This window comes from Bacillus infantis (assembly GCF_050107595.1).
Taxonomy (GTDB): Bacteria; Bacillota; Bacilli; order Bacillales; family Cytobacillaceae; genus Bacillus_AB; species Bacillus_AB infantis_C.
In genome coordinates this window covers 436,699-459,994 of record NZ_JBNILH010000003.1, presented here as the reverse complement: position 1 = coordinate 459,994, position 23,296 = coordinate 436,699, and the positions used below count along the sequence as shown (strand labels likewise).

The 23,296-nt window shown below is 45.9% G+C and carries 20 protein-coding genes, 2 pseudogenes and 1 riboswitch; of the genes and pseudogenes, 16 read left to right on the top strand and 6 right to left on the bottom strand.

The annotated features are described in order from the left end of the window. The first annotated feature begins 9 nt into the window (after nt 1-9). From ACQCVH_RS08880 to ACQCVH_RS08870, 3 genes are all read left to right on the top strand, one after another. Entirely contained in the window at nt 10-705 is a 696-nt protein-coding gene (locus tag ACQCVH_RS08880; protein WP_426835362.1) for an L-ribulose-5-phosphate 4-epimerase, read from the top strand. Between the two features lie 39 nt (nt 706-744). After that, nucleotides 745-2,169 (top strand): L-arabinose isomerase, encoded by a 1,425-nt coding sequence (gene araA / locus ACQCVH_RS08875; RefSeq protein WP_426835361.1) that lies wholly within the window; start codon nt 745-747, stop codon nt 2,167-2,169. Nucleotides 2,170-2,416: 247 nt separating this feature from the next. After that, a complete protein-coding gene (locus ACQCVH_RS08870; protein ID WP_426835360.1) occupies nt 2,417-3,811 on the top strand; it encodes a sugar porter family MFS transporter in 1,395 nt (464 codons plus the stop codon). Nucleotides 3,812-4,056: 245 nt separating this feature from the next. Here the strand turns inward: ACQCVH_RS08870 and ACQCVH_RS08865 are convergent, their stop codons facing one another. The 4 genes from ACQCVH_RS08865 to ACQCVH_RS08850 are packed head-to-tail and all read right to left on the bottom strand — an operon-like array spanning nt 4,057 to nt 8,006. Continuing rightward, entirely contained in the window at nt 4,057-4,875 is an 819-nt protein-coding gene (locus ACQCVH_RS08865; RefSeq protein ID WP_426835359.1) for an ABC transporter ATP-binding protein, read from the bottom strand. Beyond that, complete coding sequence (locus ACQCVH_RS08860) at nt 4,875-5,906, bottom strand: FecCD family ABC transporter permease (protein ID WP_426835358.1); 1,032 nt, start codon at nt 5,904-5,906, stop codon at nt 4,875-4,877. Before ACQCVH_RS08860 ends, ACQCVH_RS08865 begins: the two co-directional genes overlap by 1 nt. Further along, entirely contained in the window at nt 5,903-6,937 is a 1,035-nt protein-coding gene (locus ACQCVH_RS08855) for a FecCD family ABC transporter permease (RefSeq protein ID WP_426835357.1), read from the bottom strand. Before ACQCVH_RS08855 ends, ACQCVH_RS08860 begins: the two co-directional genes overlap by 4 nt. Nucleotide 6,938: 1 nt before the next feature. Continuing rightward, on the bottom strand, nt 6,939-8,006 hold the full coding sequence (locus ACQCVH_RS08850) for an iron-siderophore ABC transporter substrate-binding protein (protein ID WP_426835356.1): 1,068 nt from the start codon (nt 8,004-8,006) through the stop codon (nt 6,939-6,941). A gap of 404 nt (nt 8,007-8,410) precedes the next feature. Between ACQCVH_RS08850 and ACQCVH_RS08845 the strand changes: the two genes are divergently transcribed. Beyond that, the gene (locus ACQCVH_RS08845; protein ID WP_426835355.1) at nt 8,411-9,802 is read left to right on the top strand and encodes a right-handed parallel beta-helix repeat-containing protein; all 1,392 of its coding nucleotides are present in this window, start codon (nt 8,411-8,413) and stop codon (nt 9,800-9,802) included. A gap of 588 nt (nt 9,803-10,390) precedes the next feature. Then, nucleotides 10,391-11,782 carry a hypothetical protein gene (locus tag ACQCVH_RS08840; RefSeq protein ID WP_426835354.1) on the top strand — a complete coding sequence of 464 codons (1,392 nt, stop codon included), beginning with the start codon at nt 10,391-10,393 and terminating at the stop codon, nt 11,780-11,782. An 82-nt stretch (nt 11,783-11,864) separates the two neighbouring features. On the opposite strand, the gene ACQCVH_RS08835 is transcribed toward ACQCVH_RS08840, so the two are convergent. Further along, nucleotides 11,865-12,410 (bottom strand): GbsR/MarR family transcriptional regulator, encoded by a 546-nt coding sequence (locus ACQCVH_RS08835; protein ID WP_426835353.1) that lies wholly within the window; start codon nt 12,408-12,410, stop codon nt 11,865-11,867. A 311-nt stretch (nt 12,411-12,721) separates the two neighbouring features. Between ACQCVH_RS08835 and proV the strand changes: the two genes are divergently transcribed. The 10 genes and pseudogenes from proV to ACQCVH_RS08780 all read left to right on the top strand — a co-directional run. Next, nucleotides 12,722-13,948: a glycine betaine/L-proline ABC transporter ATP-binding protein ProV gene (gene proV / locus ACQCVH_RS08830; RefSeq protein WP_426835352.1), complete on the top strand. Its 1,227-nt coding sequence runs from the start codon at nt 12,722-12,724 to the stop codon at nt 13,946-13,948. Next, nucleotides 13,945-14,778: an ABC transporter permease gene (locus ACQCVH_RS08825; RefSeq protein ID WP_426835351.1), complete on the top strand. Its 834-nt coding sequence runs from the start codon at nt 13,945-13,947 to the stop codon at nt 14,776-14,778. The genes proV and ACQCVH_RS08825 overlap by 4 nt, the downstream gene beginning before the upstream one ends. A 15-nt stretch (nt 14,779-14,793) precedes the next feature. Further along, on the top strand, nt 14,794-15,684 hold the full coding sequence (locus ACQCVH_RS08820; RefSeq protein ID WP_224904170.1) for a glycine betaine ABC transporter substrate-binding protein: 891 nt from the start codon (nt 14,794-14,796) through the stop codon (nt 15,682-15,684). Nucleotides 15,685-15,791: 107 nt separating this feature from the next. After that, nucleotides 15,792-15,975: riboswitch (Lysine riboswitch) on the top strand. Between the two features lie 102 nt (nt 15,976-16,077). Next, nucleotides 16,078-16,917 carry a transporter substrate-binding domain-containing protein gene (locus ACQCVH_RS08815; protein WP_426835350.1) on the top strand — a complete coding sequence of 280 codons (840 nt, stop codon included), beginning with the start codon at nt 16,078-16,080 and terminating at the stop codon, nt 16,915-16,917. Between the two features lie 64 nt (nt 16,918-16,981). Further along, nucleotides 16,982-17,713, top strand: a complete 732-nt coding sequence (locus ACQCVH_RS08810; RefSeq protein WP_426835349.1) for an amino acid ABC transporter permease — start codon at nt 16,982-16,984, stop codon at nt 17,711-17,713. Between the two features lie 17 nt (nt 17,714-17,730). Continuing rightward, the gene (locus tag ACQCVH_RS08805; protein WP_426835348.1) at nt 17,731-18,468 is read left to right on the top strand and encodes an amino acid ABC transporter ATP-binding protein; all 738 of its coding nucleotides are present in this window, start codon (nt 17,731-17,733) and stop codon (nt 18,466-18,468) included. A 485-nt stretch (nt 18,469-18,953) separates the two neighbouring features. Continuing rightward, nucleotides 18,954-19,340, top strand: a complete 387-nt coding sequence (locus tag ACQCVH_RS08795; RefSeq protein ID WP_426835347.1) for a DUF302 domain-containing protein — start codon at nt 18,954-18,956, stop codon at nt 19,338-19,340. A 424-nt stretch (nt 19,341-19,764) separates the two neighbouring features. Beyond that, nucleotides 19,765-20,247 carry a GNAT family N-acetyltransferase gene (locus ACQCVH_RS08790; RefSeq protein ID WP_426835346.1) on the top strand — a complete coding sequence of 161 codons (483 nt, stop codon included), beginning with the start codon at nt 19,765-19,767 and terminating at the stop codon, nt 20,245-20,247. 13 nt (nt 20,248-20,260) lie between these two features. Beyond that, a complete protein-coding gene (locus ACQCVH_RS08785; protein WP_426835345.1) occupies nt 20,261-20,698 on the top strand; it encodes a GNAT family N-acetyltransferase in 438 nt (145 codons plus the stop codon). A gap of 45 nt (nt 20,699-20,743) precedes the next feature. Further along, nucleotides 20,744-21,321 (top strand): annotated as a pseudogene (locus tag ACQCVH_RS08780) (DMT family transporter); the annotation flags it as partial. A 472-nt stretch (nt 21,322-21,793) separates the two neighbouring features. On the opposite strand, the pseudogene ACQCVH_RS08775 reads toward ACQCVH_RS08780, so the two are convergent. Continuing rightward, nucleotides 21,794-22,166 (bottom strand): annotated as a pseudogene (locus tag ACQCVH_RS08775) (VOC family protein). Between the two features lie 210 nt (nt 22,167-22,376). Here ACQCVH_RS08775 and ACQCVH_RS08770 point away from each other — a divergent pair. Then, entirely contained in the window at nt 22,377-23,201 is an 825-nt protein-coding gene (locus tag ACQCVH_RS08770) for an STAS domain-containing protein (RefSeq protein WP_426835344.1), read from the top strand. Nucleotides 23,202-23,296: the final 95 nt, after the last annotated feature.

Here is a 23,296-nt window from a genome sequence, read left to right as displayed (position 1 = left end):
GGCATAGCCATGCTGGAGCAACTGAAAGAAGAGGTATATCAAGCAAATCTGGACCTGCCTAAATATGGGCTTGTGAAGCATACTTGGGGAAATGCCAGTGCTATAGACCGCGAAACGGGCTTGTTTGCGATCAAGCCCAGCGGCGTCGATTATGAAACGATGAAGCCCAGTGACATGGTGATCCTTGATTTAGACGGCAATGTTATTGAAGGAAAACTGCGGCCTTCATCAGACACAGCGACCCATGCCGTTTTATATAAACATTATGGGGAGATTGGCGGCATTGTGCACACCCATTCCACCTGGGCGACAATCTGGGCCCAGGCCGGCCTTGATGTGCCGGCGATGGGAACCACTCATGCCGACACATTCTATGGTTCCGTGCCATGTGCCCGCCATTTGACGCAAGAGGAGATCGACCGGGGCTATGAAGCAGAAACAGGCAAGGTGATCATTGAGACATTCGAAGAACGCGGTTTGGATATTTTAGCTGTCCCGGGCGTCCTGCTTCATGGGCACGGCCCATTTACATGGGGCAAGGATGCAAAAGCAGCCGTATTGAATAGTGTAGTGCTCGACGAAGTAGCGAAAATGAATTTATTTACCCGGGAATTAAATCACTTTGCTGAGGCGCTGCCGCAGAGAATATTAGATAAGCATTATCTCCGGAAGCACGGCAAGAATGCTTATTATGGCCAAAAATAGATTTCTATCAATCCATCAAAAGAAGAAAAGAGGATGATTATGCTAACAACAGGAAAAAAAGAATTTTGGTTTGTCGTAGGTTCACAGCATCTATATGGAGAAGAAGCGCTGGCAGAAGTCAGGGCTAACGCACAGAAAATGGCCGATGCATTGAATGAAAGCGGTGTCCTCCCATACCCGCTCGTATTGCAGGACTTGGCTGTCAGCGCAGATAAAATCACAAGCATTATGAAAGAAGTAAATTACCGCGACGAAGTAGCCGGTGTTATTACCTGGATGCATACTTTTTCCCCTGCAAAGATGTGGATTCGCGGCACGAAATTATTGCAGAAGCCATTGCTTCATCTAGCAACGCAATTCAATGAGAGCATACCTTGGGATACAATTGATATGGATTTCATGAACCTGAATCAATCTGCACACGGTGATCGTGAATATGGTTTTATCAATGCACGGCTGAAGAAGCAAAACAAAATTGTTACAGGCTACTGGGAGCGCCCTGAGGTGCAGCAGCAGATTGCCGACTGGATGGACGTGGCGGCTGCTTATAACGAAAGCTTCCATATCAAGGTTGCCCGCTTTGGCGACAATATGCGCAATGTTGCTGTAACCGAAGGAGACAAGGTTGAAGCCCAAATTCAGTTTGGATGGACTGTTGATTATTTTGGCATCGGAGACTTGGTTCAATATGTAAATGATGTTAAGGATGAAGAGATTCAGGCTTTAATGGCAGAATATGAGGACCTGTACGAGTTTGATTATGGCAGCTATAGTAAGGAAGGTTGGGAGAATAGCGTAAAAGTGCAAGCAAGCTATGAAATTGCGATTAAGCGCTTCCTTGATGAAGGCGGCTACACTGCCTTTACCTCCAACTTTGAAGATTTACATGGGATGAAACAGCTCCCCGGCCTCGCTGTTCAGCGTTTGATGGCTCAGGGATACGGCTTTGCGGGTGAAGGGGACTGGAAGACGGCAGCACTTGACCGCCTGCTGAAAGTAATGAGCCGTAACCAGTCCACAGGTTTTATGGAAGATTACACATATGAGCTGGCAGCCGGCCGGGAATCGATCCTTCAATCTCATATGCTTGAAGTAGATCCTTCACTTGCCAGCAGCAAGCCGAAGATTGTCGTATCACCGCTGGGCATCGGTGATCGTGAAGATCCTGCACGTTTGGTGTTTGACGGAAAAGCCGGAGACGGCGTGGTCGTTTCAATGGCGGACTTCGGAACTCACTTTAAACTGCTGATCAACGAAATTGCTGCATTTGAACCGACAGTTCCTGCACCGAATCTTCCTGTTGCCCGTGTACTTTGGGAAGTGAAGCCAAATTTCCAGGATGGGGTAAAAGCATGGCTTGAAAACGGCGGAGGCCACCATACGGTTGTTTCTTTGAATCTAACAGCAGACAAAATTATCTCTTATGCCAAGCTTGTTGATTTAGACTATGTTGTAATCAAGTAATATATTTATTCTCCTGGGGGGCCTGCTTCCCGGGAGTTCCAATCAAGCATATATAAGAACATGAGGCACAGATGCCAATCAGGCATGAGTCTCTGGCCTTTAATGTAAGCGCAAACAGGATTTCGGACAAGCATTTGATACAAGAAGATCGATGCAACAGGGATGAGGGGAACTTTTGCGCATTGCACATGGTCTAATTGCCTTTCGTATTTTCAACTGTTAGAGACAACCTTGAGGAGGAACTGGAATGGGGAATGAAAAGAAAATCTCAAGCGGCTTCATTTATTTTTTCGGAGCATTTGCCGGCATTCTCTTTGGTTATGATATCGGTGTCATGACAGGAGCACTGCCTTTTCTGCAAAGTGATTGGAACCTTCAGAATGAAGCCGGTGCTATAGGCTGGATTACTTCTTCTGTCATGTTAGGAGCTATTTTTGGGGGTGCCTTGGCCGGACAGCTTTCCGACCGCTTAGGACGGCGCAAAATGATCCTGATATCGGCTGTAATTTTTGTGGCTGGCTCCATCTTATCAGGGATCGCCCCGCATGATGGGATTCTCTTTTTGATTGTTGCCCGGGTATTACTAGGCCTGGCAGTTGGTGCTGCTTCCGCACTGGTCCCGGCCTACATGTCAGAGATGGCACCGGCACGCCTGCGCGGACGATTGTCAGGAATCAATCAAACGATGATTGTATCAGGAATGCTGCTTTCGTATATTGTGGATTTCCTGCTGAAGGATCTGCCGGAAACAATGGCCTGGCGGTTAATGCTTGGTTTGGCTGCAATCCCGGCTGTCATCTTATTTTTCGGAATGCTAAGGCTTCCAGAATCACCGCGTTTTTTAATCAAAAATAATAAGCTGGATGAAGCCCGCAGGGTGCTGAGCTATATCAGGGTTAACAAACAGGAAATTGATACTGAAATAAAGCATATCCAGGATGCGGCCCAAGAAGAAAGAAAGGCCAGCCAAAAAGCATCATGGGGCACACTTTTCAGCAATAAATACCGGTATTTATTAATTGCCGGTGTGGGCGTCGCTGCTTTCCAGCAATTCCAGGGTGCTAATGCCATTTTTTATTACATACCATTAATTGTGGAAAATGCTACAGGACACGCAGCCAGCTCCGCATTGATGTGGCCGATCATCCAAGGGGTCATCCTTGTACTGGGTTCATTGGTGTTCCTGCTGATTGCCGACAAATTCAACCGCCGCACCTTACTGACAGCAGGCGGCACCATCATGGGGCTCTCATTTATATTGCCGGCTGTTTTAAATATCCTGCTTCCTAATGCAGATCCGATGATGATGGTTGTTTTCTTAAGTATCTATGTAGCATTATATTCATTCACATGGGCCCCTTTAACCTGGGTCATCGTCGGGGAAATCTTCCCGCTTGCCATCCGCGGACGTGCTTCCGGACTGGCTTCATCCTTTAACTGGATCGGTTCTTTCCTGGTCGGGCTTCTATTCCCGATCATGACCGCTAATATGGCCCAGGAAGCCGTGTTTGCCATCTTCGGCATCATTTGTATCCTCGGGGTAGTATTTATCCGGACATGTGTCCCTGAAACCCGCGGCCGCAGCCTGGAAGAAATCGAGAAAATCGGGGAAAATAAACTGAATGCTGAAAAAAGTGCATAAATGAAAGTGTGATAAAGTGGGGCCTGAACCCATTCACAATGAAAGAGGCAAGCCGCATTGGGCCAGCCTCTTTCATTTGGCTGCTGCCTGGGAGTTCTTTATGGAGGAATTTGATAATAGGATTCTCAGTCCGGCAGGCCAGACTCTTTAACTATGAGATCACCTATAAATGCACAGAAAAAAGAGACTGCGGACAAGCCCTGCATGGGAGTGTGCCGGCAGTCTCTTTCTGCTTGGACAGGAGTTTAGGCCAGAGAGAATTCCCTTTTTACATGATGGCGCCCTATAGGCACTACAGAGGGGCATCCTGCAACAGGGTCTTCTACAACTGTACAGTGAAGGCCAAAAATGTCTTCAATCAATTTGCTTGTAATAACCTCTGATGGCGCTCCCTCTGCCACAAGCCTTCCTTTATCAAGAGCAAAAATATGGTCAGCATAACGGGCAGACAGGTTGATATCATGAAGGACCATGACGATTGTCGTTCCGTGCTTCCGGTTAAGGTCTGTCAAAAGGTCGAGGATCTCAACCTGGTAGGTGATATCCAAATAGGTTGTGGGCTCATCAAGGAACAGTATGTCAGTCTGCTGTGCAAGCGCCATGGCAATCCAGACACGCTGTCTTTGGCCGCCTGAAAGTTCATCAATATGCCGGTCGGCAAATTCAGTGATTTTCATCAGCTCCATTGCTTCAGCAACAGCTTCATAATCCTTCTTAGTCCAGCCTTTCAAAAACGACTGGTGCGGGAATCTTCCGCGTCCAACCAGGTCTGCAACCGTTATCCCCTCAGGTACGACCGGGGTTTGCGGAAGAAGACCAAGGACACGGGCCAGCTGTTTTGGCGGAATTTTATGAATGGGCTTTCCCCCCAGTGTGACCTGTCCGGAATCAGGTTTGATCAGCCTTGCCATTGTTTTGAGCAGGGTAGATTTGCCGCAGCCATTGGCACCGATGATGATGCTTATTTGGCTGCTTGGAATGCTGATGCTTATATCATGAAGGATGGTTTTCTGATCATATCCGGCAGTGACTCCTTCAGCCCGAAAATCATGTGTCGGTTTCATTATAAATCACCCTTTCGATTCATTCGGATCAGCAAGTAGATCAAGTATGGAGCGCCGATAATGCCTGTGATCACACCTACAGGATATCTGGCAGCGAAAGCGAATTGTCCGATAAGATCTCCTGCCAGTACTAAAATGATGCCGACAAGGCCTGCCGGGACAATGCTTGAGAAACCAGCACCAACCAGCCTTTTGGCGATGGGCCCAGAAAGGAACGCGATGAATGCAATCGGTCCTGTGGCCGCGGTGGCTAATGCAATGATAAGCACTGAACTGATGATGAGCATCAATCGTGTCTTGTTGGTATCCACCCCGAGTGAGGTGGCTGCCTGTTCGCCAAGCTCCAGCATATCCAGCCTTTTCCCGAGCACAATGAGGATGGGTGCAAAGATCAGGACTGTAATCATGAGGGGATAAAGGCCCTCTGTCTTCGCCCCATTCAGGCTGCCGGTCAGCCATCTCATGGCAGCAGGGAGGTCATTCTGCTGGCCAATCAGCAGTAAGTAGGATACGGCAGCATCAAGCATGGCCTGGATGCCGATTCCTATCAGGATTAATCTGCCGATTGAGAAAGAAGAACCTTTTGATAATAGAAAAATAACAGCCACTGCAGCAAGCCCGCCAATAATGGATGCGATAGAAACAAAGGTATCGCCCGCATGAAGGACGGTGATGCAAAAGACTGCAGCGGCGCTTGATCCGGCCGTTATGCCGATTACATTCGGGTTTGCCAGGGGATTGCGGAGCATCGTTTGAAATACATGTCCGGCAGCGCCAAAAGCAAACCCGGCCAAAACACCTGCAAGCATTCTTGGAAACCGTATGGTGCTCACCGCAAATGAAGCGCCTTTTACTTTTTCGCCCATCAGAACACTAATGACATCTGAAACAGGATAAATCGTGTTTCCCAGCATAAGCATGGCAGCGCAGAGGGCAAAGGCGATAATGGCAAGAAGCGAAGTGACAAGGACAAACCGGCGTCGTCTCTTTAGTCTGCCCATCATAATAAGATTCATGGATTCATTCATCATAAAGCACGCATTTTCGCTTTCATAGTTATTAAGATTAATATAGGAGCCCCGATAAAGGCTGTAACTACACCGACTTCAAGCTCTCCGGGACTTCCGAGTACCCGGCCGCACACATCTGCTATGGTTAAAATGGCTGCGCCTGAAAGAGCAGACATTGGGATGACGAACCGCAGATCCGGGCCGATGACGAGCCGGATGAGATGTGTAGCCAATAGACCGATAAAGCCGATGGGGCCTGCGAGTGCCGTCGCGGCACCGCATAACAGCACGCCGCCAAAGGCAGCGGAAAGCCTGAGGGTCCCTGTCCGCACTCCCAGCCCTTTGGCAGCTTCATCGCCTAATGCCAATGCATTCAATGCGGGAGCTGTGAAGACGGCGATGAGCAGTCCAATGATAAGAAAGGGGATGAAAATGGAGACAGAGTCCCAATTCCCTGCCCCGACACTGCCCACCTGCCAGAATCTGAACTGATCCATCACGTTGGAGCGGGGAATCATAACCGCCATTACAAGTGATGATAACGCAGCACTTGTGGCAGCACCCGCTAAAACGAGTTTAAGGGGCGTGGCGCCGCCACTCCCCATTGAACCAATTCCGAATACAAAAATGGCAGTTATGAATGCCCCAGCCAATGCAAGCCAGATATACTGGCCCGCACTGCCTATATCCAAAAAGGAAATTCCGCAGACAACGAATAATGCTGCCCCTGTGTTGACTCCCAATATGCTTGGATCTGCAATAGGATTGCGGGTGACTGACTGCATGAGGGCACCGGAAACTCCCAATGCCGCTCCGCACATTAAGCTGAATACAGTCCTGGCGATTCTTTGGCGCACCACATTTGCTCCGTGGCTCTCTGCTTCTGGATGGAACAAGCCGTCCATCAGATCATTCCATCCCACAATGCGGGACCCGAAAGCAAGCGAAGCCAATACGCATATGCCGAGCAGAACAATGGAAAGAATCAGCACCTTTATGAAATGTCTCGGCAGATGCAGCTGCTTATTTTCTGAAACGGAAGTATGATTCATTTTACTCGACTTTGCCCGCAGCTTCTGAAAGTAATGTCAGATACTCGTCAATGGAATATTCAATTGAGAGCGGGCTCGGAGTTCCTGCTGCTGCAAGCGGCGTGTTATCTCCGATGATGACGACAGAGCCTCTTTCTACTGCAGGGATTTTCCCAAGGATAGGATCAGCCTGCAGAGCTGCAAGTGTTTCATCATTTCCATAAGATACAATAATTTCAGCATCGTTCAGCATATCAGCATTTTCAGCACTTACTTCTATATAGAAGCTGTTTGGATCAGTCATTTGGCTTGTGATACTTTCAGGATATTCCATCTCCAGCTCAGAAAGGAATGCACCGCGCGGATCTGCTGGAGAGTAGATATACAACTTGGACAAATCAGATGCATCAAAGCTTACGAATGCAGCCTTCTTCCCTTTAACCTCCGGATGTTCGCTCACTTTGTCTGCAATCAGTTTTTCTGTATCGGCAATCAGCTGCTTGCCTTCCTCTTCCATGCCCAAGCCCATTGAATTGTAGGTTACCTGCTCGCGCCATGAGGCTACCCAAGGGCTTGTCTGATAGGCAACAACTGGAGCAATTTCGCTTAGTGTATCATATTCTTCCTGAGTGATGCCTGAGTATGCTGCAAGAATGACATCAGGGCTGACATCAGCAATGGCTTCGAAATCAAGCCCGTCAGTATCCTGGAAAATAACCGGAGTTTCTGCGTCCAGTTCTTTCAGTGCATCTGCCGTCCAAGGCAGCATCCCGCTGTCATCCTGAACACCATAGTTTGCGGCTGAGAAGCCTACAGGCACAACACCAAGAGCAAGAGCGACGTCATGGTTCGACCATGCAATCGTAGCAACGCGTTCAGGTTTTTCTTCTATAGTAGTTTCGCCAAAGGCATGTTTGATTACGATTGGATACTCAGCAGAAGCTTCTTCAGATTCAGTCTTATCTTTATTGGAATTCCCGGCAGTTTCTGAGTTTCCCGTTGATTGATCATCTGAACAGCCAGCCAATGCAAAAGTCAGCAAAGCGATCAGGAATGTTGTAAAAATAGAAAATCTTCGTTTGGCATTCATCTTGATTATCCTTCCTTCTCTGAACGTAATTGATAATAATTATCACTATCATTAATGTATATGGTAAGAGTGATGATGTCAATAGAATATTTAGAATTCAGAAAACTGGGAGAAAAATTATAAAGTAGGAACAGCAAGATTCAGGATCCTGTGACCCTGCTGTCCCACTCTTTTTTTCAAAGGGGCCTTGCACCCATAGCATGCACTGTTGTGCTTTTTGTTATTATGAAGAGAAGCAGCCTGCGGATGATTATGCTTAACTTTTTTCTATTGAAATGGATGAGGTTTTGGCCGATATTATGAAGCAGGCTGAAATAGAAATCAGCTTATATGGATGTGTGTACTTTTAATAGGATAAGGAATGGACGCCTTATGATCTTGAAGCTGACAGGAGTGAAATATTAATGAAAAAATGGACTGCAGGGATGGTGCTGATCCTGGTTTTTTGGGCCATTGGAGTGTTCATCCATGAAACGGCGGCAGAAACTTCACCGGAAAAAGGACTTTATGTGTCGCCGAACGGCAGCGACAAAAATCCAGGAAGCAAACAAAAGCCTTTTAAAACCATACAAAAGGCAGCAGATTCAGCAAAGCCGGGAACTGTCGTTTATGTAAGAAAAGGTATTTATAAGGAACAGGTTGTTATCAGGAAATCCGGAACGAAGAACGCTCCTATTATTCTTAAGTCATATAATAAAGAGAAAGCAGTATTGGACGGAACAATCCTTAAGGCAAATTGGGACCACCAGGGTCTGATATCCATTCATAATAAAAGCTATATCACAATTGCCGGCTTTGAAGTCAGAAATTACAAAACAAGGAATGAGGAGCTGGTGCCGATTGGCATCTCTGTCAGCGGCAGCGGAAAGGGTATCAGGATTTTGCAGAACCATGTTCACCACATTGAAACGGCGCATGAAAACGGCAATGCCCACGGGATTGCTGTCTATGGAACAGAGGCGCCGGAAGCGATTGAAGATATAGAGATTTCGGAGAACCTGGTAGAGGATTTAAAGCTTGGCTGGAGTGAAGCAATTGTTTTAAACGGAAATGTGGTTCATTTTACAGTAACTGATAACACGGTCAGACAGAGCGACAACATAGGAATAGATATAATCGGATTTGAAGGGACATCGCCCCGTGAGGCTTATGACCAGGCCAGGAATGGACTTGTCAGCCATAATACCGTCAGCCAGATATCGAGCTATGGAAATCCTGCATATGGCCCCCACTATACAGCCGGCGGCATTTATGTGGATGGAGGAAAGGATATAACGATTGAGGAGAACCGAGTCTATCAGAATGACATCGGCATAGAAGCAGCCAGTGAACATAAAGGGAAGTCGACAAGCGGGATAAAAATCCGCAAAAATATAATCTTTGAAAATAGTAGTGCCGGCATTGCCATAGGCGGGTATGACGAGGAAAGAGGGAATACGGTCAAGTCTCTTATTACCGATAATGTACTGTATAAGAATGACAGGGAATACCAGGACGGCGGGCAAATGCTCATCCAATACAATGCAAAACATAATATAATCCAGAATAATATCATGGTCGCAGGTGAATCAAGCCTCTTGATCAGCAGCCCTTTCAGGAAAAGTGAAGGCAATAGCATCAACAATAATATGTATTACGTTAGCGGCGGGGAAAAGAAAACTCGTTGGATCTGGGAAGAAAAAGAGATCTCCGGATTCAGTGAATATCAGAAGAAAAGCCGGCAGGACAGCAATAGCGTGTTTCAAAAACCGGAATTTATAGATGAAGGAAAGAAAGACTTCCGTCTGGCAAACTAAGAACCTGCACTGCAGGTTGAGCCTGTTGGGATACATGACTTCCCTTTTTACCCCAGACTCATGTATCCCAGGAGCCTGTTGGGATACATGACTCCCCTTTTTTCTCCACACTCATGTATCCCAGGAGCCTGTTGGGATACATGACTCCCCTTTTTACCCCAGACTCATGTATCCCAGGAGCCTGTTGGGATACATGACTTCTCTTTTTCCCCACACTCATGTATCCCAGGAGCCTGTTGGAATACATGACTTCCCTTTTTTCTCCACACTCATAACCTTCACTGCAGGTTTTTATTTTGCTTCTATGCAGAGAGGTGCAGCACCTATGTATTCACCAATCATCTGCTGCATCCAGCAAGAATGGCAGTGGACACCCTGGCGATATGTTCTCCAGCCTGGGAGAAGGAAATAGCAGCAAAGATTGAGGAAATCACGGGCAGGGCAGAATGCCAGGCAAGGAGAAGGCGCTTGTATGCCAGAGCCCGGGGATTAGGGTGTGGCGGGTATATATGCTAAAATACTGATATAAGTTATTTTTTACAAATGAAACATACCCAAAAATTTTAGCAGAAATAAGGGGGATTTGACATGAGCCAGGATCGATTCTTGCTTTTTGATCATAAAAAACAGATCAGTTTAAATGCAGAGCGGGTTGCATTCTATCTGCAAGGCCAGGTAATAGAAGCGTTCAGTGAAAAAAATGAAGCCTATTATCTCATCTTTTATAAATATCAATTTCTTACAGCGCTGAAAACCGCCAAACTCCGCCGCCATTCTTACATTGAGCACGCCTTCAAAAAAGGCATGGTCTTCGAAAGTCCCCACCCGTTTATCAAAACACTGCTTTCTTCGAATCACCCTTGCCAGTGCATCAGCTTTAATCAGCTGCTAAAAAAGCTGGAAAGGCAATATACCCCCAAAGAAAAGTCACTTATCCTTACCTTCTTCGAATCACTGATACCCAAAAGGGATCTGTTCAATGAAATTAAATCCGTCTATTATGAATACCGCCGCAATGGAGACTATTTTTCAGGATATCAGATGATCCGTCTGATCATGGAATTTGCTCCAAAAACAAGTCTGGCTGTTTCACACAGCAATGACATGATCTTCAGCAAATATGCCTGGCTGTACAGTGCAAAGTCTGAAGAGCTGTTTGCCAAAGACCCCATCTTTGCAGAAAAGACTCTCTATTCCCAGAGAGAGGATGAAGAATGCTTCCAGCAGCTGATTGACCGGCTGGAAAAAGAATCCCGCTGGATGGACCTCATCGCCTTATCCATACACAAACTCATAGCATCCCCATCACCTGACTGCTATGCCCATCTTTTAAAATTGCTTGCTCAGCATACAGAAATAGATTCCCTCCAAATTCAAGAATCCTTATCTTTTCAATTGCCTGCCTTCCTTCCATTACAAAAGGATGTATTTGAAAAATATATACAAAATCATGAAGTTGACAAAGTCTTCAATCTGATGCAAAGCTATACTTTTCAACTGGATGATTCGCAGATATACGCCATTGGGGAAATGCTGGAAGAGTGGGAGCCGGACAATCAGCCTTTGCAGCCTGAAATGCTGTATCCCCTTATCAGGCAATATATAAACAGATTCCCTGAAAAAGCTGACAATCTCCTTAAAAAGTTTGTCATCTCGCTGCTGAATACTCATGAGCTGCCTTATATCCAAAACTGGCTGAAGCCATTAAAAGACAGTCATGAGAGGCTCGCGATAGTTGAAAAAATTGATAGGATGCAAAAGCTTTATGAAGATCCCGACGATATGCAGCTGCTTGGGGAGCTGTATTTTGAACTGAGCCAGCTGGATAAAGCGGTTGAATGCTTCAGCTGGGAAATGGAATTGAGGCCTGCTGACCCGAGACCTCTGCAATGGCTGGCTAAAACCTACCATGAAAAGGGAATGGACTACGAATCAGACGCCTATCGCCAGCTGTGTATACAGGTCCAGAAAAGGGCTTGAGCCAGCCAGTGCCTGCCCCTGTTCCCCCTAAAACAAAAAGGTGCCTGTCCCATCAATGGGCAGGCACCTTTTTGGAGAGCATCTACTCTTCCTTTTTGTCATCCTCAGACTTTGTCAGTTCAAAGATCTCCCTTGATTCAAAAAGATCAATGACTTTGTCGAGCCAGGTATAGTATTCAATGGCATAATTGATCTTTTGGAGATCGTTCTCGGCTTTATTAACCGTTTCTTCATCTTCTGTATGTGATAGGACTTGTTCCAGGTCCTTGAGCGATGCAAGAGAGGCAGCCAGGTTCATCTGTGTCCCTTTTCTCCATTGAGTACAAAAGCGATCGATGAAATCCTGGTACCAATCCCCTTTGACCTGGTACAGATCTTTTCGTTCTCCTTTTCGCCAGACCTTTTCAACCATATTCAATTCCAGCAGGGTTCTGACACCAGTGGACATACTGGTTTTGCTCATTTCAAGCTCTTCCTTCAGTTCGTCCAATGTCATAGGTTTTTTTCCGAAATAGAGGGTTCCATAGATGCGCCCGATAGAGGGGGTAACCCCGTATAAATGCATGTTTCTCGCCACAGTTTCTATAACTCTTTCCCGTGCCTGTGCGACCAATTCTTCGTTATGCATGCTACACCACCATTCTAGTCACAAATGAGAAATGAATTTGCCAATCCTCTCATCTTGATTCATTTTAAAGTTTGCATTCACTAAAGTAAAGCAAATGCAAGCAGCGAGAAAGGGAGCATATTAGAAGAAATCTAAGAATAAGATAATTTAGAACGTACAGTTTAAACTGTACGAACTTTATTGATGGAATTTGATGGATTAACAGGTTTGTTACATCCAACTAAAGTCCCTTATACTTTTTAAGTACGCTGAAAAAAACAGTTCAATTCGACAGAAATCGTCATGTATAAACAAAGGTTAGAGGTGGATTTATGGCTGAAAAGAAAATAAGCGTCCAAAACGTTACGAAAGTCTTTGGTAAATCGCCCCGTCAAGGAGTCAGGCTCCTGAATGAGGGGAAATCAAAGCGGGAGATACTCGAAAAGACCGGGATGACCGTCGGAGTCAATAAAGCGAGCTTTGATGTGTATGCCGGGGAAATATTCGTCATCATGGGATTATCCGGGAGCGGAAAATCCACATTGGTCAGGATGCTGAATCGGCTGATCGATCCAACCGATGGAGAAGTACATATTGATGGAAAGAACATCGTTAAGCTCAATCCCCAAGAGCTGCGGGAAGTAAGACGGAAGAAACTGAGCATGGTATTCCAACGCTTCGCATTATTCCCTCACCGAACTGTTCTCGAAAATACTGAATACGGCCTTGAAATCCAAGGAGCAGAAAAATCTGCGTGCAGACAAAAGGCAATAGAGTCATTAGAGCTTGTCGGCCTTAAAGGGTATGAAAACAGCTATCCGAGCGAACTGAGCGGCGGTATGCAGCAGCGTGTCGGCCTGGCGCGCGCCCTTGCAAATGACCCTGACATCCTGCTGATGGATGAAGCGTTCAGTGCGCTCGATCCATTGATCCGCAAAGATATGCAGAACGAATTGCTTGAACTGCAGGAAAAGATGGAAAAAACAATTGTCTTCATCACCCATGATCTTGATGAAGCCCTCCGCATCGGCGACCGGATTGCCCTGATGAAGGATGGGAACATCGTCCAGATCGGGACACCTGAGGAAATCATGACAAACCCTGCCAATGAATATGTGGAGCGGTTTGTTGAAGACGTTGACCTATCGAAGGTCCTGACGGCAGAGCATGTCATGAAACGCCCTGAAATGGTGCGCATAGACCGCGGCCCGCGTGTGGCTGTAAAGGTCATGAAGAATGAAGGGATATCCCATCTGTTCGTTGTCGACAGCAAGCAGAAGCTCCTCGGCGCCGTTACCATTGAAGCTGCGTCAGCTGCGGTCAAGAATCAGCAGCCCCTTGAAGAAATCCTCATTACTGATCTAGATTCCATTAAACCGGAGACCCTTCTCGTAGACTTGTTCGAGCAGGTGGCTACGGCAGTACTGCCGCTGCCTGTCATTAACGAGGAAGGAAGGCTCAAGGGAGTCATTGTAAGGGGCGCTGTCCTTGGTGCACTTGCAGGGCTGGAGTCTGATCTGAATGCAGAGGTTAAAGGAAATGAGGTGGAAAGCATATGACATTTTTGCCGAAGCTTCCGTTAGCCAGCTGGGTGGATAGTGCAGTCAGCTGGATCAAAGACATTCTGGGCCCTTTCTTTGACATCCTGACAGATGGAATTGGAGCAGTTGTTGAGTTCTTTGTCATGGTATTGGAATCGATCCCGGCGCTGCTGCTGATTTTGATTTTTGCAGGATTGGCCTGGTGGGTAAGCCGCTGGACGGTAGCATTATTTACCGCTATAGGATTATTGCTGATTGATAATCTCGGCTATTGGGATGGGACGATCGATACGCTTGCCCTTGTCCTGGCGTCGGTCATTATATCGATCATCATCGGAATACCTATTGGAATATGGATTTCACAAAGCGATCGTGCGCAAAGCATCCTTACTCCGATCCTTGACTTTATGCAGACGATGCCGGCCTTTGTTTATTTGATCCCGGCCATCATTTTCTTCGGGATTGGGGTTGTACCGGGTATCATCGCTTCTGTCATCTTCTCGATGCCGCCGACAATTCGATTGACCAATCTCGGGATCCGCCAGGTACCGGAGGATCTTGTAGAAGCATCTGACGCGTTTGGCTCAACGCCAAGCCAGAAATTATTCAAGGTTCAGCTGCCATTGGCAATGAACACTATCATGGCTGGAATCAACCAAAGCATCATGCTTGCTTTATCCATGGTTGTTATCGCATCCCTTGTAGGTGCGCCGGGACTGGGTGCAGATGTGTACCGTGCCGTGACTCAACTGAAAGTCGGTACAGGTTTTGAAGCTGGTCTTGCCATCGTCATACTGGCGATCGTGCTTGACCGGATTTCTCAAAATATAAGAATCACTAAAAACTAAGGGGGAAGAAATACAATGAAAAAATTGCGTATGGCTGGGTTGGCTTCAATCCTTGCATTGTCTGTCGGATTGGCTGCCTGCGGTAATGATTCTGAAGATTCAAAGGAAGGCAGCACGATCGGTGATGGAGTGGATTACAAAATCACTGGCATCGAGCCTGGTGCCGGAATCATGTCGGCAACCAATAAAGCATTGGAAGAGTATGATAATTTGAAAGACTATACACTGGTTGAATCTTCTTCGGCTGCTATGGCTGCTGAGCTGGACAATGCCATCAAAGATGAAGAGCCTATCATCGTAACTGGCTGGACGCCGCACTGGATGTTCGCTAAATATGATCTTAAATATTTGGAAGACCCTAAAGGGATCTACGGTGAAGCAGAGAAAATCGAAACCTTCACACGCAAAGGCCTGGAAGAAGACCAGCCAAGTGCCTACAAGGTGCTTGACCAATTTTTCTGGACAAATGACGACATCGGTGAAGTTATGGTTGCGATCCAGGAAGGGACAGACCCTGCCGAAGCTGCCGAAACATGGGTGAAAGACAATAGCGATAAAGTAGCCGAGTGGACAAACGGCGCAGATGAAGTAAGCGGGGAAGACATCTCACTTTCTTATGTAGCCTGGGATTCCGAGATTGCAAGCACGAATGTTGTAGCGAAAGTGCTGGAAAGCATCGGCTATAATGTAGAAATGGTTCAATTAGATGCAGGCCCAATGTTCACGGCTGTTGCCAATGGCGATGCGGATGCGACCGTTTCAGGCTGGCTTCCGCTGACACATAAAGATTATCTGGATCAGTATGGTGACGATATGGAACGTCTTGGTGAAAACCTAGAAGGTGCTAAAACAGGACTTGTTGTTCCTTCTTATGTAGAAGCCGATTCAATCGAAGACTTAGACTAATCTTACCTAGGAAAATCATACCTGACATAATGCCCAGGACGAAGGATTGACAGATTATTTATATAGTTGTAGACTATTAGAGAAAATTGAATAAGACCTCACTTTGCTAGTGAGGTAGAGGCGCGATGTTTAACAGTCTTTAGCGGAGCTTGAGAAGCGATGATGCTAGGGAGAAGGAAATATCGCCGAAGCGGGCATATATATCTCAGTATTGCCTGCTGGGTCTGCAGTTAAGAGCTGCAGGACTGTCTCAATGGGCTTCCCGGCTTATTGAGTTGTGCTATCTCATTTAGGGAAAAAAAGAGGACTTATGGGCATATGTATATAACGACCTAAGTTAATCTTAGGTCGTTTTTATTTTGTTCTCATCATACAAATATAGGGGGAGAAAACATGAAAAAAGCTTCATTATTTTTAGTAAGTATGCTTTCGGCGGTACTTTTGCTGGCCGGCTGTGGATCAAGCACCAGTTCAGGTTCAGATTCAGGTTCATCAGAAAGTGAAACATTCAAGGTCGGCCTGGAGGCAGGCTATGCTCCGTTCAACTGGACGCAGAAAGATGATTCCAATGGCGGTGTGAAAATTAAAGGCTCTGCTGAATATGCGGGCGGCTATGATGTTGAAATTGCCAAGAAAATCGCTGACGGACTTGGCAAGGAATTAGAAATCGTGAAGACAGAGTGGGACGGACTTGTGCCGGCACTGACGTCAGGCAAGATCGATGCCATCATTGCAGGGATGTCGCCAACGGCAGAACGCAAAGAGACAATTGATTTCTCAGATAATTATTATAATTCCCAGCTGGTTATGGTTGTGAAAAAAGGCGGGAAATATGAGAACGCCACTAGCCTCAAGGACTTTAACGGAGCCAAAGTCACAGCTCAATTGAATACATTCCATTATTCCGTGATCGACCAGATTGACGGTGTATCCAAAGAAACAGCGATGGACAATTTCCCTGCGATGAGGGTTGCATTGGAATCCGGAATCATTGATGGATACGTGTCTGAGCGTCCTGAGGCAGTCAGTGCTTCTGCTGCCAATGACAATTTTGCGATGGTTGATTTTGAGGAAGGATTCGAAACTTCCGAAGATGATACAGCAATCGCTGTCGGACTTGAAAAAGGCAGTGAACTGACAGAGAAAATCAACGAAATTTTAAAAGGCATTTCAGAAGAAGATCGCACCAATATTATGGATGAAGCCATCCAGAACCAACCAGCAGCACAATAAGACAGACATAGAACCGGCTGTACGCTTTACAGTCGGTTTTATGATGAATACGAGGGGGAGAAAGATGAGCTTCGATTGGATCGTTAGAATCATTTCGGAAAACTGGCCGATGTTCCTTCGGGGAGCTGGGATCACACTGCTCATTTCCTTGATCGGAACTATTATCGGCGCCGGCATCGGCTTATTGGCAGGAGTGGTCCGGACCATCCCTGCACCAGAACGGGGACCAAGAAAAATCATGCTGAAGGTGATCAATTTCATCCTATCGGTATATATCGAATTTTTCCGCGGAACACCGATGATCGTCCAGGCGATGGTCATTTACTATGGTTCCGCCTTGGCATTTGGCGTTGATATCAATGTCCTGGCAGCAGCCATCATTGTTGTATCGATCAATACAGGGGCCTATATGGCCGAAATAGTCCGCGGGGGGATCGTCTCCATTGATAAAGGGCAGTTCGAAGCAGCCCAGGCGATTGGGATGAACCATTATCAGACGATGTGGAATGTTGTGCTCCCGCAGGTCATCCGCAATATACTGCCGGCAACAGGCAACCATTTTGTCATTAATATCAAGGACACATCTGTCCTTAATGTTATATCAGTATCGGAATTATATTTTATGACCAAATCGGTCGCAGGGAATAATTTCAGATATTTTGAGTCATTCTTTGTGGCGTGTGTCATTTACTTTGTCATGACCTTCATTGTCACAAGGATTCTGCGTTATTTCGAGCGTAAATTAGACGGCCCGGACAACTTCGATCTGCTGGGCAAAGGTGAAAATAATCTGTAAGGGAAGGGGGAGAGAGTATGGAAAAAGTCATTGAAGTTCAGCACTTAAGCAAATCCTTCGGCACGAATTTAGTATTGAAGGACATCGATTTTTCAGTAGAGAAAGGAGAGGTGGTCACGATCATTGGTTCCTCTGGCTCCGGGAAATCGACCCTTCTTCGCTGCATCAATCTTTTGGAAAAACCGAGCGGCGGCCAGATCATCTATAATGGCGAAAATATCCTTGACGACAAGCATGATATTTTTGCTTACCGCCAGAACTTAGGGATGGTGTTCCAGCAGTTTAACCTCTTCAATAATCATAATGTCCTGAACAATTGTGTGGTTGGCCAGGTCAAGGTGCTGAAGCGCTCTAAGGAAGAGGCGGAGAAAGTCGCCATGAAGTATTTGAAAGTGGTGGGCATGGATCAATATATCAATGCCAAGCCGAAGCAGCTTTCAGGCGGCCAGAAGCAGCGCGTCGCCATTGCGAGGGCACTATCCATGGAGCCTGATGTGATGCTGTTCGATGAGCCGACATCGGCTCTTGACCCAGAGATGGTAGGGGAAGTCCTGAAAGTCATGAAGGAACTGGCCGGTTCCGGCCAAACGATGCTGATCGTTACCCACGAAATGGAATTCGCGAAAGAAGTATCCGACCGCGTCGTCTTCATGGACAAAGGCGTCATCGCAGAAGAAGGCAGTCCCGAACAGATCTTCAACAACCCTGAGCAGGAGCGGACAAGGGAATTTTTGAAAAGGACATTGAAAGTGTAAAAGAGCCGGGGGGACAGGTCCCTTGGCCCATTTTGGGCCAAGGGACCTGTCCCCCTGGCTTTTTTCCCGCAGGCTGTAAGACGCTCCCAATGTAATAAATATCAGGCTGAAGCCAATAATAAATCCGAAAGATCGGACGAAAAGCTTGCGCTCGACCTGCATTTTCGCATTGTCAATTGTCCCGCCAGTCAAATGTGTGACATAAGCGGGCAGAAGCGGAAACACACAGGGAGAAAAAAACGATAATATCCCCGCAGTCAAAGCGACCATATACCAATATCAGCCATACTCTTTCACTCCTTTCTTACAGTATCCATGCTCTCTGTTAAGGTGTTCGTTAAAAGGGTCCTTTTTGTCTTGAAAAAGATAAGAAGTTTACTGCCGGACGGGCAGAATAAGTCCATAGTTTAGTACCCCTGCAAGTATTCTGGTGTAGGCAAATACAAGCCAATATACAGTTCATTAATTGAAAGGAATGAAGCCCGATGAATTTTCATTACACAGTCACCACCCGCAAATCCATACAGGATGCAGTCACTGCATTGGAGGAAAACCTGAAAGAGGAGAAATTTGGGGTTCTATGGACATTTGATATCAAGGAGAAGCTCGAGGAAAAAGGATGCCATCTGGATGAAGAGTTCATCGTCCTTGAGGTATGCAATCCGAAAGAAGCAGAGCGGGTACTGAAAGAAACTAAACTTGCAGGATACTTCCTGCCCTGCAAAATTGTTGTGTATAAAGAAGAGGGCCAAACGAAAATCGGCCTTCCCCGGCCGACAGCCCTGATCAGCATACTGGACCAATTGCCGCTGCAGGAAATGGCGGAAGATATTGAGCAGCGCCTGAGAGGCTGCCTGGATAAAAGCGTATAAGAACGAGAGTAAATGAATTAGTTTACGGATTGTTGATTACCTATCGGAAAGGGCTGTAATGGCCCTTTTTTTTATTGGGAAAAATCTTTTATTGTCCGGGATTTTGGATTTACTATCAAGGAATTTAAAAATATCCCTCTGCATGAGAATCATGGCCAATCAAACGGGCTGGACAAAGAAAAAGAAGTGGTCGTATCTGCCAGAGCGGGATGAGAAGCAATAAAGCAGGCAAACTGCTGAAAAAGGCAGGCTTAAACATATTACGAATGTAAAAGGCGGCATGAGCGACTGGAGCTGAATATATGCGCAGATGAGCCCTCTAAAGACAACCAGGTGTTACACACCCGGCTGTCTTTTTTGTATAGAAGGATTTTCACTATTTGGCGGTGAATATACAGAAGATGTTGGTCAGAGGGGTGCAGGGATGGAATACGAAATCATCAAAGCAGGAGAAGAGCATAAGGAAGCGCTCCAGAATTTATTGCAGTTCTATATTTATGACTTTTCCGAGTTCATCGATGCGCATGTTGAGGAAGATGGGAGATTCAGAGATTATCCGTTGAGCGACTATTGGACGGAAGAAGACCATTTCCCGTATGTGATCAGGCTGGCCGAACGCTATGCCGGGTTTGTGCTGGTGGCGGGAGACAACGGGTCTTTTTCCATCACTGAGTTTTTTATAATGAAAAAATACCGCCGGGGAGGGCTTGGGAAGCAGGTGGCGAAGGAGATTTTCGGGCTGCATAAAGGCAGCTGGGAGATTTTCCAGATTGAGAAGAATAAGCCTGCCCAAAGCTTTTGGCGAAGTGTGGTAAAAGAATATACAGGCGGCGATTTCACAGAGCGGGAGGATGAGCATAAGCGGGTCATCCAGAAATTTGTCAGTAGTACGAAGCAAAATACATAGATGCAGGGGGGATATGATGATTCATTTAAAAGAAGTAGACAGACATAACTTTTTTGATGTGATTGATCTAAAGGTAGGAGAAGAGCAAAAATCATTTGTGGCGACGAATCTGTTCTCGCTTGCCCAGGCAAAGGCCTATCCAGAGTGTCAGTGCCTGGCAATCTACCATGAGGAAGAGCTGGTTGGATTTACAATGTACTGCATGGATTTCGACGATAAGGAATATTGGATCTACCGCCTGATGATTGATGCCAAATATCAGTCCAAAGGCTATGGGAAAGCTGCAATGGAGAAGCTGATTGAACAGATCAAGGAAGATAAGGACCACCAGGTTATCTACTTGAGCTTCGAGCCGGAGAATGACCGGGCGAAGGAATTGTATGAAAAGCTTGGATTTGAGGCCGATGGCCGGGTGATTGATGGGGAGATTGTTTTTAAGCTGGGTTATTAGGTGGCGGGCCGAGGGGACAGGTCCCTGAAAGGTGGAGAATCAATTATGGACAGGCGTAAGGGTATCATTCTTGTTATAACGGGCGCTATGTTCTGGGGGATTGGCGGTACAGCGGCCAAGAAGCTTTTTCAGGATTTTCAGGTTGATGTGGATTGGCTGGGACCGTCTGGCTGCTCATTGCAGGGGTTTTGCTATTGGCTGTCCAGTACTTTGCAAAAGATCGTGCCCAAATTCTTGGTGTGTGGAAAACGAAGAGCTCAGCTATTCGTTTGATTATTTTTGGGCTGCTCGGAATGCTTGCTGTCCAATACACCTATATGGCTTCGATTGAGCATGGAAATGCTGCGGTGGCAACACTGCTGCAGTACTTGGCTCCTGTGATGATCATCTTATATCTGGTCCTCCGCAAACAAATGGTGCTGACACGGAGAGACTTGCTGACCATAAATTTGGAGTTATTCGGAAGCTTCTTCCTGCTGACGAACGGCTCCATCTCGCAACTATCTGTGCCGATGCCAGCGATCATATGGGTAGTTCTGTCCGGGGCAACTTTGGCATTGTATACGCTATATGCCTTCCCATTGCTTAAGGAATACGATTCACTGGTCATTGTCGGATGGGCTAGCTAGGGGTTTTATATGACCTTAACAAGGGAGAGTCGCAAATATATTCCAGAACTCGCAAATAAAATTGGAAAGTCGCAAATAAATTGAAAAACTCGCAAATATATCAAAAAATTTGCAAATATTCCGGGAAAGTCGCAAATATAGGCCAGGGGGACAGGTCCCCCCGGCCATATTTGCGGTAAGGATTAGAAAGGTCATGAGAAGAAGTTTCCATATTGGCCTCAACTAAATCAATTGGCCGGGTTTTTTAATCAATCCGGCCGATATTTTAATTAATTGAAGCCATTTTTCGATTATTTCAAGCCATAATTCAATTAATTGAAGGCTAGATTCTACCAACTCGGCTACTTGCCCTGTTTCAGCCAGCTTCATGAGATAATTGGCCGGCCTTTTCGTGTAATTTAACTACAAGTTGGGCCAAGGGGTCTGTCCCCCTGGCTCTCCCCCTGGCTCTCTCTCCTTGGCACGATCATCTATGCTGATCAATCAGGAGAGGGTTCCCATCAGGGTCTTCAATGGTTATGTGCGCCGGGCCTTCGCCAGCTTCATCTGCTTCAGACAGGATGTGGATTCCATTTTCTTTCAGTTGCTTTTGGAGTTCACGTACGTCTGTAAATGAATCGGTGTTTTCTGCATTCTGATCCCAGCCTGGATTGAAGGTCAGAATATTTTTATCGAATATGCCTTGAAATAATCCGATCACACAGCTTTCATTTTTTCATGATGATCCAATTCTGAGCGGTATCGCCCCCAAGAGCCTGGAATCCTAATTTTTCATAAAAAGCTTTTGAGATTCTGATGTCTTTCACGTTTAAACTAACAGAAAATGCCCCAAGTTTCATATGAACCCTCCTAGTAAAATAACGGTCACATAGTAGGTTCTGTTTATGAAGAGAATATCCTTCTTCACTCTTTAAAAGAACTCATTCCCGGCTGGGCCAAGGGACCTGTCCCCCTGGCTCAAAAAAAAATAAAAATATAGTTTAACTGATATAATAACCGGGTATAAGTAAATGTTTTTTATTCATAAGACATAGTAGGGGGATGTAGTAATGAGTATCAAACGAATCTTGAAGGATGAGTTAATACAATTTATTAATAACCATGGGGAAGAATTCGAGAACAAGCTGTTGTCTGAAGCAGTGAATGTTTCGGGGAAGATTAATGAGATTTTGAACAAGGGGAATATTGACCTTTTAAAAAATGCGAGGAAATTAATTTACTTTATTGTTGATGACAATGAAAGTGACCTCATTGCATTTGCTCAGGAAGAAGGGGTTGCCTGGGCAGGGCATTCTTTAACTCTTTCTTTGAAACTGGAATGGGTTCAGGCCATAAGAAGAACGACATGGCAGATAATCGGCAGCCTTAATGAGGAAAGAGATAAAGAGATCCCGGCTTCAGATTTTTTTGAACTGGAAAAAGCGGTGAATGACCAGATTGACCAGTTCCTTAACAATTTCTTCTTAAGCTACTCCAAATATAAAGATACGATGCTTCTTAAGCAGAGGGAAATGGTAGAACATCTATCTGTACCTATCATTCCGGTCAGTGAAACGGTTTCCGTCCTTCCTCTGATTGGCTCAATGGATACCTATAGAGTTGAAATAATAGAAGAGAAGGTTTTAAATGAAATTGCAGCCACAAGGATCCAGACCCTTGTTATAGATCTGTCAGGCATTGCCATGATGGAGAAGGATGTTATGGATGATTTTGAAAAGGTTCTGGCTGGAGTGGGCATGATGGGTTCCAAGGCCATCCTCACCGGGCTGAGGCCGGATCTTGTCAAAAAGATGGTCCGTGCCGGCATCCGCTTTGAAAAGGATGCTGAAACAAAGGGCACGCTTCAAGAGACGTTGAAGGCATATCTGAAATAATCTGACCAGCAAGACCGTTGAATCGGTCTTGCTTTATTTTTGCATTAAAAATTCACACCTAAAATATGATGACTTTCTAACAAATGGACATAATA